Here is a 15247-nt window from a genome sequence, read left to right as displayed (position 1 = left end):
CGGTGCGATGCGCAGGAGTGCTCGCGGCAGTGTGAAGCAATTCCTGCCTTGCCCGGCCGCTCACATAAAGGCGAGAAGCGGGCGAGGTACTCGGGATTCAGGGTCGGCCGGCCACGAGGCCGCGGCGCCCGCGTTGAGCACGACAGAGCAGGCCGGAGGGTGGCGTTTGGCGGACACGATACTGATCACCGGGGGGGCGGGCTTCATCGGGCGCCACTTGGCGCGGGCGCTGCTCGCCGAAGGGCACCGGGTCCGCGTGCTCGACAGCTTGATAGAACAGGTTCACGGCGGGCGCGGTAGGCCCGACGAACTCGATCCGGACACGGAACTGGTGGTGGGCGACGTGCGCGACGATGGCGTGGTGCGGCGCTCGCTGGCGGGCGTGGACAAGGTCGTCCACCTCGCGGCGGAGGTTGGCGTCGGGCAGAGCATGTACGCCGTCGACCGATACGTTTCCGTCAACGACCACGGCACCGCCATCCTGTTCCAGCAGCTCATCGAACGGCCGGTGAAGCGCGTGGTGGTCGCCTCCTCCATGAGCATATACGGCGAAGGACTCTACCGCACCGCTGACGGGGGTTTGGTGGAGGACGCCGTGCGGCGGCCGCGCACCGGGGCAGGCGCGCCTTGGGACCCGGTGGACGACCGGGGCCGCCCGCTCGTCCCGGTGCCGACGCCGGAGTGGAAACGGCCCGCCCTCGCCTCCGTCTACGCCATCACCAAGCACGTGCAGGAGCGGCTGACGCTGACGCTCGCCCCGGCCTACGGCATGGAGGGCGTGGCGCTGCGCCTGTGGAACGTCTACGGGCCGGGCCAAGCGCTCTCCAACCCCTATACCGGCGTGCTGGCGATCTTCGCCTCGCGAATCCACAACGGCCAAGCGCCGATGGTCTTCGAGGACGGGAAGCAACGGCGCGATTTCGTCCATGTGGAGGACATAGCCCGCGCCTTCCTGCTGGCCCTGGACCACCCCAGAGCGCCGGGCGAGGTGTACAACATCGCTTCCGGCGAGGACCGTTCCGTGGAGGAGGTCGCCGCCCTGCTCGCCGAAGCGATGGGCCGCTCCGGCCTCCGGCCCGAGATCGCCGGCAAGGCGCGCGCCGGCGACATCCGCCACTGCATCGCCGATCTGACCAAGGCGCGGACGGAACTGGGCCTGGGCGCGCCCCGCGATTTCGGGCGCGGCTTGGCCGAACTGGCCGAGTGGGTGGCGCGGCAGCAGGCCGAAGACCGCGTGGCGCAGGCGCGGCGCGAGCTGGAAGCGCGGGGCTTGGTGGCGTGAGCGGCGCGATCCTGGGCGGCCGGCCTGTCCTGGTGACGGGTGGGGCGGGCTTCATCGGGTCCAACCTCGCCGACCGCCTCGCCCGCGACGGGCACGAAGTCCTGGTCTACGACGCGTTGGCGCGTCCGGGCGTGGAGGCCAACCTCGCTTGGCTGAAGGCGCGGCACCCGCGCCGCGTGTCCGCCGTCGTGGCCGACATCCGCAACGAGGCGGAGTTGAACCGCGCGGCGGCGGAGGCCGGCGCGGTGTTCCACTTGGCGGCCCAGGTGGCGGTGACCACCAGCATGGCGGACCCGCGCACGGATTTCGCGGTGAACCTCCAAGGCACCTTCGCCGTGCTGGAAGCGCTGCGCCGGCGCGCCGGCGGGCCGGCGCCGCTGGTCTTCGCCAGCACCAACAAGGTCTACGGCGACTTGGCCGACGTGGAGCTCGCCGTCGAAGGCGACGACGCCTACGCGCCGCGCGACCCCGCTTTGCGCGCCCACGGCATCGGCGAGGGCCGGCCGCTCGACTTCCACACGCCCTACGGCTGCTCCAAGGGCGCGGCGGACCAGTACGTGCTGGACTACGCCCGTTCCTTCGGCCTGCCGGCCGCGGTCATGCGGATGAGCTGCGTCTACGGCCCGCGGCAGATGGGCACGGAGGACCAGGGCTGGATCGCCCACTTCCTCATCCGCGCGTTGCGCGGCGAGCCGATCAGCGTCTACGGGGACGGCCGCCAGGTGCGCGACGTGCTGGACGTGGGCGACGCCGTCGAAGCCTACCTTTCCGCTTGGGCGCGCATCGATGCCGTGGCGGGGTGCGCCTTCAACCTCGGCGGCGGCCCGGCCAACGCGGTGAGCTTGCGGCGGGTGATCGCCTTCATCGGGGAGCTCACCGGGCGCCCCGTGGAAGCGCGGTACGCGGATTGGCGCGGGGGCGACCAGCGCTACTACGTGTCGGACACGCGCCGCGCGGCGCGGGAACTGGGCCTCGGCCCCGCACGCCCCTGGCGGGAAGGCGTCGCGTCGCTCGCGCGCTGGCTGCGGGAGGAGCACGCCGCCGTGGCGAGGGCCCGTGCGGTGGAGGCGGCGCAATGAGGGTCGCCCTCGTCAACCCGCCCTGGACCTTCGGGAACAGCATCTATTTCGGCTGCCGCGCGCCGCACCTGCCCTTGGAGTTGGGCTACGGCAAGGCCCTTTTGGAAGCCGCCGGGCACCAGGCGCTGATGCTCGACGCGCACCTGTGCGGCACGCCGACGGGGGCGCTGGCGGACGCGGTGGCGGACTTCCGGCCGGACATGACCGTGGTTTCCACCGCGCCCACCTACCTGTTCTGGCGCTGCGCCCAGCCGGAGCTGCGCGTGCCGCGCGAGTTCCTGGCGGCGCTGGGCGGACGCGGCGGGCGCACGGTGGCCGTCGGCCCGCACGGCTCGGCGACGCCCCGGGCGGCGCTGAACAAGCTCGGCGCCGACGTGGTGGTGCGCGGCGAGTGCGAGGAGATCGTGGCACGCCTGGCCACGGCCGGGTGCGGCTTCCGAGCCGTGCCCTCCATCGCTTACAGGGATGGCGGGGAGGTCTGCGTCAACGGCGGCCCGGCCGCCGCGCAATTCACCGCCCTGCCCGCGTTGCGCTGGCCCGACGAGTGGATCGCCCGGCACCGGCACCACCACCACCGCTTCGACGCCGAGCCCGACGGCCCGGGCGCCGAGGTGGAGGCCTCGCGCGGCTGCCCCTACACCTGCACCTTCTGCGCCAAGATCGACTTCCGCGACGCCTACCGGCGGCGCCGTCTCGACCTCGTGCTGGAGGAGATCGACAGGCTGGTCGCCCAGGGCGTCACCTACGTCTACTTCGTGGACGAGATATTCCTGCCGCAGCGCCCGCTTCTCGAAGCGCTGGTTCCGCGCCCGGTGCGCTTCGGCGTGCAGACGCGCATCGACCTGTGGAAGCCGGACATGCTCGACCTGCTCGGCGCCGCCGGCTGCGTTTCCATCGAGGCCGGCGTGGAGAGCCTGACGGAGGAAGGCCGCGCCGCGCTCGACAAGCGCTGCCGCTCCACCACGGACGATCTGGCGGAGCGGCTCATCCACGCCCGCCGCTCCGTGCCCTTCGTGCAGGCCAACCTCATCAAGACGGAAGGCGACGACCCGGAGATGGTGGCGGACTGGCGCGACCGGCTGCGCCGCCACGGCGTCTGGGCCAACGACCCGGTGCCGCTCTACCCCTACCCGTCCTCGCCCGACTACCGCCGCCTTTGGGGCGAGCCGGACGACCACGCCTGGGAGCGGGCGCACGCCCACTACCTCGCGCAGTTCCGGAGCTTCAGCGACATCCAGGAGGAGCGGCCGGCGGCGTTGGCGGAGCTGGAGGCCGCGTGCTGCCGCTGACGTCCGGCGCCGCGCGCGTGCTGATGACGGCGGACGCGGTCGGCGGCGTGTGGACCTACGCCCTCGACCTCGCCGGCGGCCTGGCCGCGCTCGGGTTCGACACCACGCTCGCCGTGCTCGGCCCGGCGCCGGAAGCGGACCAAGCGGAGGCGGCGCGCACCGTGCCCGGCCTGCGGCTGCTCCCCACGGGCCTGCCGCTCGATTGGCTGGCGGACGCGCCGGAGCAGATCGAGTCGGCCGGCGCGGCGCTCGCGGCGCTCGCCTCGGAAGTCGGCGCCGACGTCGTCCACCTGCACGGCCCCGCCCTCGCCGCGGGTACGCGCTTCCCGGCGCCCGTCGTCGCGTCCTGCCACTCCTGCGTCGGCACGTGGTGGGAGGCCGTACGCGGCGGCCAGCCCCTGCCACCGGACTTCGTTTGGCGAACGCGGATGGTCGAACGGGGCTGCGCGCGGACCGACGCGCTCCTCGCGCCGAGCGCCGCCTTCGCCGCGGCGACGGCGCGCCTTTACGGGCTGCGGACGCCACCGGCCGTGGTCCACAACGGCCGGCGCCATCCGCCGCCGTCCACCGCGCGCGACGCCGCGCCCGTCGCCTTCACCGCCGGCCGGCTGTGGGACGAGGGCAAGAATCTCCGCGCGCTCGACCGCGCCGCGGCGCGGCTCGCCGGCGCCGTGCCGGTGCTCGCCGCCGGCCCGACCGAGGGGCCGGGCGGGGCGCGCGTCGCCTTCGACCACGTCCAAGCCCTCGGCCGCTTGGGCGGCGGCGACGTGGCGCGCCGGCTCGCTGGGCGGCCGGTCTTCGTCTCCACCGCCCTCTACGAACCTTTCGGCCTGTCCGTGCTGGAAGCCGCGCAGGCGGGCTGCGCCCTGGTGCTGTCCGACATCCCGAGCTTCCGCGAACTCTGGGACGGCGCGGCCGAGTTCGTGCCCGCTGAGGACGACGCGGCGGTCGCCGCCGCGATCGAACGCGCCGCGCGCGCGCCCGACCGCCGCGCACGCCTCGGTGCCGCGGCCCGCGCACGCGCGGAGCGCTACACTGCGGAAGCCATGGCCGCGGGCACCGCCGCGGTGTACCGCTCGTTGCTGCGGCGGGCCGGGGCGCCGGGGGAGACCGCCGCCGCTTGAAGCTCGTCTACTTCGCACATTCCCTCGCCTCTTGCTGGAACCACGGCAACGCGCACTTCCTCCGCGGCGTGCTGCGCGAGCTGAAGCACGCCGGGCACGAGGTGCTGGCCTTGGAGCCGGCGGGGGCCTGGAGCTTGGAAAACCTACTACGGGACCACGGCGAAGCGGGGCTGGACGCCTATCGCGCGGCCTATCCGGACCTCGGCTCCCGCGTCTTCCGCGACTCCGCCGAGGCGGAAGCCGCGCTGGACGGCGCCGACGCGGTGCTCGTCCACGAATGGAACGAGCCGGGGCTGGTGGCCGCGCTCGGCCGCGCACGCCGGCGCGGCGGGGCGCGCTTCAAGCTGCTGTTCCACGACACGCACCACCGCGCCGTCAGCGACCCCGAAGCGATCCGCCGATTCGACCTGGAAGGCTACGACGGCGTGCTCGCCTTCGGCGAAGCGCTGGCCCAAGTGTATCGCCGCCGGGGCTGGGGCAGCCGCGTCTGGGTGTGGCACGAGGCGGCCGATACCCGCCTGTTCCGCCCGCCCGAGCGCGAAGGCCAGCGCGCGGGCTTGGTCTGGATCGGCAACTGGGGTGACGACGAGCGGGGCGCGGAGCTGGAAGGCTTCCTCCTCCGCCCCGCGCGCCAGGCCGGACTGCCGCTCGACGTCCACGGCGTGCGCTACCCCGGGCACGCGCTGCGCGCGTTGGAGGCGCACGGCGCGCGGCATTGCGGCTGGCTGCCGAACGCGCGCGCGCCGGAGGCGTTCGCGCGCCACCTCGCCACCGTCCACGTGCCGCGCCGCTTCTACGTGGACCTGCTGCCGGGCATCCCGACCATCCGCCTGTTCGAAGCGCTGGCTTGCGGCATCCCGCTGCTCTCGGCGCCGTGGCGCGACGCCGAAGGGCTGTTCCGGCCGGGCGAGGACTACCTGGTGGCCCGGGACGGGGCCGAGATGGCGCGGCACATGGCAGCCGTGCGGGACGACGCCGGGCTCCGGCAGGCCCTGGTCGCAAACGGGCTGGCGGCGATCCGCGCCCGCCACAGTTGCGCCCACCGCGCCGAGGAGCTGCTCGGCGTCCTGCGCGGCCTCGGTGCGGACAAGGAGAAGATCGCAGGGTGAGCAGCAGCACGGTCAGGCTCCCGCCGGACGAAATCCGCCGCCGCGCGGCGGCGCTCGGCGACTGGTTCCACAACATAGACCTGGGCGGCGGCGTGCGGACGGCGCCCGACCACTTCCTCGGCGATTACCCGGCCGTGAAGTGGCGCTCCTTCGCGGACGCCGTACCGGCCGACCTGACGGGCAAGACCGTGCTCGACATCGGCTGCAACGGCGGCTTCTACTCCATGGAGATGAAGAAGCGCGGCGCGGCGCGGGTGCTCGGCGTGGACTGGGACGAGGACTACTTGGCGCAGGCCCGCTTCGCCGCCGAGGTGACGGGCCTCGACATCGAGTTCCGCAAGCTCTCCGTCTACGACGTCGGCGGCCTCGGCGAGCGCTTCGACGTGGTGCTGTTCATGGGCGTGCTCTACCACCTGCGCCACCCGCTGCTGGCGCTGGACCTGATCCACGAGCACGCGGCGCGCGACCTGCTAGTGTTCCAGTCCATGCACCGCGGCGCCGAGGAGGTTGAGCCGGCGCGGGAAGACTACGACTTCTGGGACATGGAGCAGTTCGACCGCCCGGGCTGGCCCAAGCTCCACTTCATCGAGCGGCGCTACTCCAACGACGCGACGAACTGGTGGGTGCCGAACCGCGCCTGCGCCGAGGCCATGCTGCGGAGCGCCGGCTTTGAGATCCTGGGCCGCCCGGAGGCCGAGGTGTACGTCTGCCGGCGCACGGCGCCGCCCCACGGCCCCGGCGCCGTCTACCCCGCGAAAGGACCGCGCGCGTGACCGTCGAAGCCGCGATGATCTGGAACGAGCCCAACAACAAGTCGCACTGGGACCCTGGGATCGACCCCGACTGGAGCAGGTTCGGCGAAATGGCGAAGCTCGCCGGGCAGGCCATCCGCGCGGAACACCCCGGCCTGCCGCGCGTGCTCGGCGGCATGTCGCCCATAGACCCGCTCTTCGTCAAGCGCTTGGCAGGCTACGGCGTGCTGGAGCACATGGACGCGGTGGCCGTCCACGGCTTCCCGCTGGACTGGAACCTGTGGCAGATCGGCGAATGGCCGGCGAAGATCGACGAGATCCGCGCCGTCACCGACAAGCCGGTCTGGGTGTCGGAGGTCGGCGTCTCCACCTTCGGCGCCGATGAGGTGCAGGTCTGGGGGCTGGAGCGCACCGCCGCGCTGCTGAAGGGCCGCGCGCCGCGCGTCCACTGGTACAGCCTCTACGACCTGCCCAAGACCTGGGAGGCGACAACGCGCCACCGCGAGGCCGAAGGCTCCTCCTACTACCGGCATTTCGCCATGGGCCTGTTGCGCGAGGACGGCGCGCCGAAGCCCGCGCTGGAGGAATTCGCCCGCCACACGCCCGACCTCGGCCTGTGCCAGTGGTTCCACTACGAGGACCACCGGCTGGACGACGCGGTCGCCTGGATGAAGCGGCTCGGCGTCACCTACCTCCGCACCGGCCTGTCCTGGGCCGACAGCTTCCGCCCGGACGCGCTCCGCTGGTTCGACCGGCAGATGGAGGCGCTGCGGGACTTCGACGTGACCGTCACCTTCTGCTTCACGCCCGAGCACCGCGGCTTGGCGCCGCACCACACCAGCGCGCCGCAGGCGCCGGAAGAGTTCGCCGAGTTCTGCGCCGCAATGGTCAGGCGCTACGGCGGCGGTGGCGGCCGGGGCAGCGCCGCCCCGGCCTGACCGCCGCCGCTCGGCGCTACCGGTCGGCCGACCGTCCCGCCGACTGCGGGAGGGCCGTCGTCGGCGCGGCCTCCGCGGGCGCGGCCGGCACCGGCGGCGGGGCCTCGTTCAAGCGCCGCAGCGCCCGCGCCGCTTGCCGGAGCGCGATGGGCAGGCCGTCCTCCGTTTCCAGCGCGAACAGCAGCAACGACCGGCCCGTGACCACGTACTCAGCGCCGATGTCGAAGGTTTCGGAATCCGTCATGTAGGGGACGTTGGTGTCCACCAGGCAGCGCCACGCCGCGCCCCCCGTCACGGGCGGCAAGCGGAAGTGGACCACGTCGTGGTGCGCGTTGACCACCAGCAACGCGGTCACGTCCATCGCCGGCCGGTTGATGCCGGTCGCCCGCGCCCGCCCGTCCAGCATCATGCCGAGGCAGCGCGCGCTCGGGTCGTCCCATTGCTCGTCCTGCATGGGCTCGCCGGAGGGCGACACCCAAGTCACGTCGCGGACGTCGAGCTCCTCGTTGTGCCGCCCGGTGAGGAACCGCTGCCGGCGCAGGATCGGCAGCGTTTGGCGCAGCGCGATCAGCCGGCGCGTGAACTCGATCAGCGACTGGCCGTCCTCGCCGATCCTGGTCCAATCGATCCAGTTCAGCTCGTTGTCCTGGCAGTAGGTGTTGTTGTTGCCGTCCTGGGTGCGGCCGAGCTCGTCGCCCGCTAGCAGCATCGGCGTCCCTTGCGAGAGCAGCAGCGTGCCCAGCAGGTTGCGCTTCTGCCGCTCGCGCAGGGCCCGGATCTCCGGGTCGTCCGTCGGCCCCTCGGCGCCGTGGTTCCAGGAGTGGTTGTTGGAGTGGCCGTCGCGGTTGTCCTCGCCGTTCGCCTCGTTGTGCTTTTCGTTGTAGGAGACGAGGTCGTTCAGCGTGAAGCCGTCGTGCGCGGTGATGAAGTTCACCGAGGACCACGGGCGCCGCCCGCGCTTGTTGAAGCAGTCGCCCGACGCCGTCAGGCGCGTGGCGAGGTCCGGCAGCTTGCCCGCGTCGCCCTTCCAGTACTCGCGGACGGTGTCGCGGAACTTGTCGTTCCACTCCGCCCAGCCCGGCGGGAAGCCGCCCACCTGGTAGCCGCCCGGCCCGATGTCCCAGGGCTCGGCGATGAGCTTGACGGAGGACAGCACCGGATCCTGCCGGCAGGAGTCGAGGAAGCCGCCGCCTTCGTCGAAGCCGTAGGGCTCGCGGCCCAGGATGGTGGCGAGGTCGAAGCGGAACCCGTCCACGTGCATCTCCTGCACCCAGTAGCGCAGGCTGTCCGTCACCATCTGGAGCACGCGCGGGTGGCTGAGGTTGAGCGTGTTCCCGGTGCCGGTCTCGTTGATGTAGTAGCGCCTCTGGTCGGGGATGAGCCTGTAGTAGCTGGCATTGTCGATGCCCTTGAAGGACAGGGTCGGCCCCAGCTCGTTGCCCTCGGCGGTGTGGTTGTAGACCACGTCGAGGATCACTTCGAGCCCGGCGTCGTGCAGGTGCGCCACCATCTCCTTGAACTCGGAGAAGGCGAAGTCCGGCACGCTGGCGTAGCTGCGCTCGGGCGAGAAGAAGCAGAGGCTGTTGTAGCCCCAGTAATTGACCAGGCCCTTGTCCAGCAGGTGCTGGTCCTGGACGAAGCCGTGGATCGGCAGCAGCTCTACGGAGGTGACGCCGAGGCTCTTGATGTAGTCCACCACCGCCTGCGTGCTCAGCCCGGCGTAGGTGCCGCGGAGCCGCTCGGGCACCGCCGGGTGCAGCTTGGTGAAGCCCTTCACGTGGGTTTCGTAGAAGATGGTCCTGTCCCACGGCACCGCCGGCTTGCGGTCGTGCCCCCAGGTGAAGGCCGGGTCGATCACGCGGCACTTGGGCATGAAGGGCGCGCTGTCGCGCTCGTCGAAGGTGAGGTCCTTGTCGGGCGAATCCTGGTCGTAGGCGAAGTGCGCCTTGTCCCACTGGATCTTGCCGACCACCGCCTTGGCGTAGGGGTCGAGCAGCAGCTTGTTCGGGTTGAAGCGGTGCCCTTCCTCGGGCGCGAACGGGCCGTGCACGCGGTAGGCGTAGACCGTGCCCGGCCGGGCTTCCGGCAGGTAGCAGTGCCAGACCTCGTCCGTGTACTCGGGCAGCTCGATGCGCTCGATCTCCCGTTCCCCGCGGTCGTCGAACAGGCAAAGCTCGACCTTGGTGGCGTTGGCGGAGAACAGCGCGAAATTCACCCCCAGCCCGTCCCAGGTCGCGCCGAGCGGGAAGGGCCGCCCTTCCTGCACGCGCGACCGGGCGCCGGTGCCCGCCAGGTTCAGCGCGGCGGCAGGGCCGGTCGCTTGGTTGCTATCGGGCATGGAGAAAGGCCTTTTCGGGATCGAAGCGGAAGGGTGGGCGGACGAAGCCGCGCGCGCGGCAGAACGGCGCGCGGCTATGTTCGTTCCCCGCGCCTTTCGCGGTGCGGCACGCCTACCCCGGCTCTGCTGGCCCCAACCCGGCCATGATGGACGGGACCTCCGCCAACAGTTCGCGCGCCAGGAAGCCGACCGGTCCCCGCGTGCGGGCCAGCCTGTTGCCGGCTTCGGCGTGGAGGAACACGCCCCAGACGGTCGCCTCCACCGGGGAAGCGCCCCGCGCCGCCAGCCCGGCGACGAGGCCGGCCAGGGTGTCGCCGGAGCCGGAGGTGGCGAGGCCGACCTGCCCCAGGTCGCAGCTCCACGCCGCCCCTCCCGGGTCCACAACGAAGGTGCATCCGCCCTTCATGGCCACCACCGCGCCCAGGGCGCCCGCCGCGCGGCGGCCGGCGCCGAGCGGGTCGGCCTCCACCTCCTCCTTCGGCACGCCCAGCAGCTTGGCCATCTCGCCGGCGTGCGGCGTGAGGACGACGCGGCCGGAGTGCCGGCGCAGGGCCGCCGGGCCGTCCTCCAGGTCCGGCAGCGCGGCGGCGTCGAGGACGACGACCGGCCCGGGGTCCATCCGCTCCAGCACCCGCTTCGTGAGCGCCGCGGCCTCGCCGTCGCCGTCCGCCATGCCGGGCCCCAGCAGCAGCGCGTCGCACCGGCCGGCGCGCTTGGCCAGCTTGTCGGCCTCCTCGGCCGAGATCCCGCCGCCCGGCGTCTCGTCCAGCCCGGCCACCAGCGCCTCCGGCGCGGCCATGCCGAGGTGCGGCGCGACGCTGCGGCACGTCGCCATCTGCAATTTGCCGGCGCCGGCCCGGAGCGCGCCGATGCCGCAAAGCAGCGCCGCGCCGGGCACCTCCACGCTGCCCGCCACCACCAGCACCCGGCCGCGCCCGTCCTTGTCGTCGCCCTGCCGGTGCCGCGGCAAGGGCGTGGCGCGCAGCAGCTCCGGCGTGACCGGGGTGGGGTCGCCGATAACGCCGCTCATCGAACGCCCACGGAAACGTCGGGCTCCGCCGTCACCGGCGCGCCTTCCCGCTCGAGTGGGGCGGTGAAGTTGTAGCGCCGCAAGGCCAAGCCGCCGCCCACCCCGAGGCCCGGATCAAAGGCGTACTCGGTCACGCCGCAGTTCACGACGTCCCCTTCCGCGTCCACGGCGAGTATCTGGTCTTCTGTCATCCGCTCCACGAGGTAGCGCATGCAGAGCACCACCACCTGGTGCGCGACGATGAGCACCCGCGCCCCGCTGTAGTGGAGCGCCACCGTGTCCATGGCGCTGCGCAGGCGGAGGATGACGTCGCACCAGCTCTCCCCGCCCGGCGGGCGGTGGTAGAACTTGCCGAGGGTGCGGCGGAACTCCGCCTGGTCCGGGTGGTGGTGCTCGATGCCCTGCCGCGTCAGCCGGTCGAGCACGCCGAATTCCCGCTCGCGCAGCCTTTCGTCCACCACGAAGTCGTCCGGCGCCATGGCGGTGCCGCCGACGGCGTGGACCAGCGCCGCGGTTTGCCGCGCGCGGCGGTAGGGCGAGACCAGCACCACTCCGGGCCGCTCGTCCTCCGGCATGGCGGCGAACCACCGGCCGAGCGCCTCCGACTGCCGCTCCCCCAGCGGGCTCAGGGGCACGTCCGCGTCGCGGCCGCCGGTTTCGATCCGCAACAGGTTGGCCTCGTGCGCGGCGTCGCGCGCCACGTTGCCGCTGCTTTCCCCGTGGCGGACCACCCAAAGGCGGTCTGGCCAGCGCTGGTCCATGCCGGAGCCCTCGTGCTTGTGACTCGAATCGAGCGATGCGTTACACGTCCGGTGCGGCGCGCGGTTCCGGCCGGGCAGCAACCGGCCCACGCGAAAACGCCCGGGCCGTGGATCGCCGACCCAGCACACGCCGGCCCCGTTGCGCGGAGAGAAGTTCCCCGATGACCGTCGAAGCGCCGACCGGCCGCCTCTCCGCGGGGGAGGAGCGCGTTTCCACGCCGAAGGCCGGCGGCGCGGGAGCGGGGGCCCGGTCCGGCGGATGGCTCGGCGCCGCCGCCGCCCTGCTGGGCATGGCCGTGGTCTGGTACGTGTTCGGCGGCCACATCCTGCCGCCGCCGCGCACCGGATGGATGCTCACCGGCACCATCGGGCCGGACCCGGTCCAATACTGGCTCGGCTTCACGTTCTTCAAGCGCAGCCCCTGGATGTGGCCCCCGGGCCTCAACCCCGCGTACGGGCTGGAGCTGGGCTCCTCCATCTTCTACGCTGACGCCATCCCGCTGCTCGCCTTCTTCTTCAAGGCGCTGCACCCGCTGGTGGAGGTGTCCCAGTACTGGGGCCTTTGGCTCTTCGCCTGCGGCGCCCTGCAAGGCATGCTGGCTTGGAAGCTGCTCGGCCTGGCGACGGACGACCCGCTGGCGCGGCTCGCCGGATCGGTGCTGTTCGTGATGCAACCGACCCTGCTGAACCGCTTGGGCGGGCACTTCGCCCTGTCCGCCCACTTCCTGATCCTGGCCGGACTCTGGCTCTGCCTGGCGCCCGGCGCGTGGCCGCGGCGGGCGCTGCTCTGGGCGGGCCTCGTCCTGGCCACCTCCCTCATCCACTCCTACATCCTGCCGATGGTGCTCGGGCTGTGGGCGGCGGACTGGCTGGCCCGCGCCGTCATGGCGCGGCAGCGGCCGGCGCTGCTCGCCACCGAGGCGCTGGCCGTGCCCCTGTCCGGCGCGGCCGGGCTCTGGGCCGCGGGCTTCTTCGTGCTCAGCGCCGGGCACGGCGGCCAAGGCGCACGCTACGGCGAGATGCAACTCGACCTGCTGGCGCCCTTCGACCCGTCCTTCTGGGGCGCCTTCCTGCCCGATCTGCCCAACCCCGACCACCTCGAAGTGGGCAGCTCCTACGCCGGCCTCGGCGTCCTGCTCCTGCTGGTCGCCGCGGGCTTCGCCTGGCTCCGTCGCCCGTGGCGCGGCCTGTCCGCGCGCTGGCCGCTGGTGTTGTCGCTGCTCGCCATGCTGGCCGTGGCCATCACCCACCGCCCCTCGATCGGCGGCTGGCAGTTCACGCTGTTCGAGTTGCCCCCCGCCCTGGTGGAGCCCGCCGCCGCCCTCCGCGCCTCGGAGCGCTTCTTGTGGCCCCTCGCCTACGCGCTGCTGCTCGCGGCCGTCGCGGCCCTGGCGCACGGGCTCGGCGGGCGCCGCGCCGGGCAGGTCCTCGCCGTCCTGGTCGTGGTGCAGTTCGCCGACCTGCAACCGGGCTTCGCGCGGCTCCGCCACTTCTTCCCCGCCGGCCCCGCGGAAGCGCCGCTGCGCCTGTCCGACCCGTTCTGGGCCGAGGCGGCGCGCCACTACCGGCGCGTCCGCGTGGTGCCCAACGGCAACCAGGCGCCCAACTGGGAGGAGGTCGCCGTCTACGCCGCCACGATGGGCCTGGAAACGGACGGCGTGTATCTCGCGCGCATCGACCCCGCGCGCGTGGCCGCCCTCAACGCCGAGACGGCAGCGCGGCTGGCCGAGGGCCGGTACGAGCCCGCCACCCTCTACGCGCTGGGCGACGAAGCGGCCCTGGTGCGGGCGCGCCAGGGCATGGACCCGTCGCGCGATTTCCTGATGCAATTCGACCGCGTCACCGTGCTGGCGCCGGATTGGTGGCGGCGCACCGGGCGCGCCCCGCCGCCGGCGCCGCCTGCCGGGCGCTGAACGCACCGGCGGGCAAACGACGCGCTACTTATAGTAGCCCACCGCGCAGACCTGGTCGCCGACCTTGGTGACGTAGCTCACCTTCGGCGCCGGCGCCGTGGTGCCGGGGCGCGGGAAGGAGTAGGACACCTCGTTCACCTGCCCCTCGGCGGAGCCGGCGCGCAGGATCTGCTCGCCGAAAGCGTTGCCGGCGGCGTCCTTCAGGTCGCGGATTTGGGTGCCGCGCAGGGCCGGATGCGCGGTGAACACCCCGTCCGAAGCGTTGGCGCAGAATGGGTAAAGGTCGCGGTCCTTGAACCCGTCGGACCCGGAGTTGAAGGCCGCGAGCGCCTTGGCCTTGTCGGCCTTCACGGCAGCGACAGCCCGGTCGAACATGGCGCGCGCCTCGGCGGCGGTGCCGAACTGGCCCTGTTGGGCTTGGACCGGAACAACGGCGCCCAGCGCGGCCGTGGCGACGGCCGCGAACATCGTCCTGCGGAACATGGACTGTTTCCCCTCGTGCGTTAGACCGCCGCGCGCCCCGACGCCGTGCGGCCACGCCGGGTTCATACCGCGGGCGGGCGGAAGCCGCTAGGCCGGATGCTGGACGCATGCGTCAGCCGGTCCGGCTCTGCCGCGCTTCGTCCGGCTCGTCTTCCGTCGGCAGCTCGCAGCGGTTGTGGATGTGGGTGGCCGCCACCGCGGCGTGGCCCATCGCCACGACGATTTGGTCCAGGCCGCGGGCCACGTCGCCCGCCGCGTAAAGGCCCTTCACCGTGGTCTGGTTGTGCGCGTCCACCGCGAGCGCGCCTTGCGCGTCGTGCTCCGCCCCCAGGGCCAAGGCGAGGCCTGTGCGGTATTCGAGGCCGAGCGCCGAGTAGAGCACCTCGAACCGCAGCTCCTGCCCACCGCCGGTGCGCAGCGCCGCGATCTGGCCGTCCCGCACGTCGAGCGCCGCGATCGGCTGCTCCACGATCTTCACGCCCTGCCCTTCCAGCCGCTCGCGCTCCTCGAGCTCCAGGTCGTCCATCGGCCGGCCGAGGGTGAGCAGCGTGACCTCGCCCCCGTAGGTGCGGGCGATGAAGCCGGCCTCGCCGGCGCCCCGCTTGCCGTGGCCGATCACCGCGATCCGCCGGCCCCGCGCCTCGTAGCCGTCGCAGATCGGGCAGTACCGCACCAGCCCGCGCCGCACCGCGTCGGGCAGGTCCGGCAGGTCGGGCTCCACGTCCACCGAGCCCGTGGCGAGGAGCACGCGCTTCGCCTCGACCGTCCGCCGCGCGCCGCCCCGCTCCTCGACGGCCGCCACGAACCCGACGAGCCCACCGCCGCACTCCGCCTTCCGCAGCTCCGTCACGGTGCCGGGGAGGACGCGGGTGCCGTACCGCCCGGCGTGCTCGCGCTGGCGCTCCAGGATGCGCGGCCCCGGGATGCCCTCGCCGAAGAACGGGATGTTGTGGCTGACCGGAATCCAGGCCGCGCGCGGCTCCCCCGCATCCACCACCAGGAAGCGCCGCCCGAAGCGCCCCAGGTAGATGGCGGCCGTCAGCCCCGCCGGCCCGCCGCCGATCACCAAGCAGTCGAGAACGCCGTCGTCCGCCGCCCGGTCCATGGCCCCGTCCCCGCACCGCCCTTGGCGGACGCAACGCCCCGTCC

At 73.0% G+C, this 15247-nt stretch carries 13 protein-coding genes; 8 read left to right on the top strand and 5 right to left on the bottom strand.

The features are described 5' to 3' along the window. The first annotated feature begins 166 nt into the window (after positions 1–166). Genes ABD067_RS10845 through ABD067_RS10815 form a run of 7 tightly spaced genes read left to right on the top strand, consistent with a single transcriptional unit; the run spans position 167 to position 7573 of the window. A complete protein-coding gene (locus tag ABD067_RS10845; RefSeq protein ID WP_343895303.1) occupies positions 167–1282 on the top strand; it encodes an NAD-dependent epimerase/dehydratase family protein in 1116 nt (371 codons plus the stop codon). Beyond that, entirely contained in the window at positions 1279–2361 is a 1083-nt protein-coding gene (locus ABD067_RS10840; protein ID WP_343895302.1) for an SDR family NAD(P)-dependent oxidoreductase, read from the top strand. Before ABD067_RS10845 ends, ABD067_RS10840 begins: the two co-directional genes overlap by 4 nt. Continuing rightward, entirely contained in the window at positions 2358–3650 is a 1293-nt protein-coding gene (locus tag ABD067_RS10835) for a TIGR04295 family B12-binding domain-containing radical SAM protein (protein WP_343895301.1), read from the top strand. The genes ABD067_RS10840 and ABD067_RS10835 overlap by 4 nt, the downstream gene beginning before the upstream one ends. Beyond that, positions 3638–4774, top strand: a complete 1137-nt coding sequence (locus tag ABD067_RS10830; protein ID WP_343895300.1) for a glycosyltransferase — start codon at positions 3638–3640, stop codon at positions 4772–4774. Before ABD067_RS10835 ends, ABD067_RS10830 begins: the two co-directional genes overlap by 13 nt. Beyond that, the gene (locus ABD067_RS10825; RefSeq protein WP_343895299.1) at positions 4771–5883 is read left to right on the top strand and encodes a CgeB family protein; all 1113 of its coding nucleotides are present in this window, start codon (positions 4771–4773) and stop codon (positions 5881–5883) included. Before ABD067_RS10830 ends, ABD067_RS10825 begins: the two co-directional genes overlap by 4 nt. Then, on the top strand, positions 5880–6656 hold the full coding sequence (locus ABD067_RS10820; RefSeq protein ID WP_343895298.1) for a TIGR04290 family methyltransferase: 777 nt from the start codon (positions 5880–5882) through the stop codon (positions 6654–6656). The genes ABD067_RS10825 and ABD067_RS10820 overlap by 4 nt, the downstream gene beginning before the upstream one ends. After that, positions 6653–7573 carry a glycoside hydrolase 5 family protein gene (locus tag ABD067_RS10815; protein ID WP_343895297.1) on the top strand — a complete coding sequence of 307 codons (921 nt, stop codon included), beginning with the start codon at positions 6653–6655 and terminating at the stop codon, positions 7571–7573. The genes ABD067_RS10820 and ABD067_RS10815 overlap by 4 nt, the downstream gene beginning before the upstream one ends. 16 nt (positions 7574–7589) lie before the next feature. On the opposite strand, the gene glgX is transcribed toward ABD067_RS10815, so the two are convergent. From glgX to ABD067_RS10800, 3 genes are all read right to left on the bottom strand, one after another. After that, complete coding sequence (gene glgX, locus ABD067_RS10810) at positions 7590–9911, bottom strand: glycogen debranching protein GlgX (protein WP_343895296.1); 2322 nt, start codon at positions 9909–9911, stop codon at positions 7590–7592. Positions 9912–10023: 112 nt separating this feature from the next. Then, positions 10024–10941, bottom strand: a complete 918-nt coding sequence (locus tag ABD067_RS10805; RefSeq protein WP_343895295.1) for an NAD(P)H-hydrate dehydratase — start codon at positions 10939–10941, stop codon at positions 10024–10026. Next, positions 10938–11702, bottom strand: coding sequence for a histidine phosphatase family protein (locus ABD067_RS10800; protein ID WP_343895294.1), 765 nt, complete (start codon positions 11700–11702; stop codon positions 10938–10940). The genes ABD067_RS10805 and ABD067_RS10800 overlap by 4 nt, the downstream gene beginning before the upstream one ends. Positions 11703–11863: 161 nt before the next feature. On the opposite strand from ABD067_RS10800, the gene ABD067_RS10795 reads away from it, so the two are divergent. Then, positions 11864–13615, top strand: a complete 1752-nt coding sequence (locus ABD067_RS10795; RefSeq protein ID WP_343895293.1) for a DUF6311 domain-containing protein — start codon at positions 11864–11866, stop codon at positions 13613–13615. 24 nt (positions 13616–13639) lie between these two features. On the opposite strand, the gene ABD067_RS10790 is transcribed toward ABD067_RS10795, so the two are convergent. Together ABD067_RS10790 and ABD067_RS10785 are read right to left on the bottom strand one after the other, a co-directional pair. Continuing rightward, entirely contained in the window at positions 13640–14098 is a 459-nt protein-coding gene (locus tag ABD067_RS10790; protein WP_343895292.1) for a cache domain-containing protein, read from the bottom strand. A 112-nt stretch (positions 14099–14210) separates the two neighbouring features. Continuing rightward, complete coding sequence (locus ABD067_RS10785) at positions 14211–15203, bottom strand: NAD(P)/FAD-dependent oxidoreductase (protein WP_343895291.1); 993 nt, start codon at positions 15201–15203, stop codon at positions 14211–14213. Positions 15204–15247 lie beyond the last annotated feature (44 nt).

Source organism: Craurococcus roseus (assembly GCF_039523795.1).
Taxonomy (GTDB): Bacteria; Pseudomonadota; Alphaproteobacteria; order Acetobacterales; family Acetobacteraceae; genus Craurococcus; species Craurococcus roseus.
Note: the sequence above shows the minus strand (reverse complement) of the source record. Positions and strands in the feature narration are given on the sequence as shown.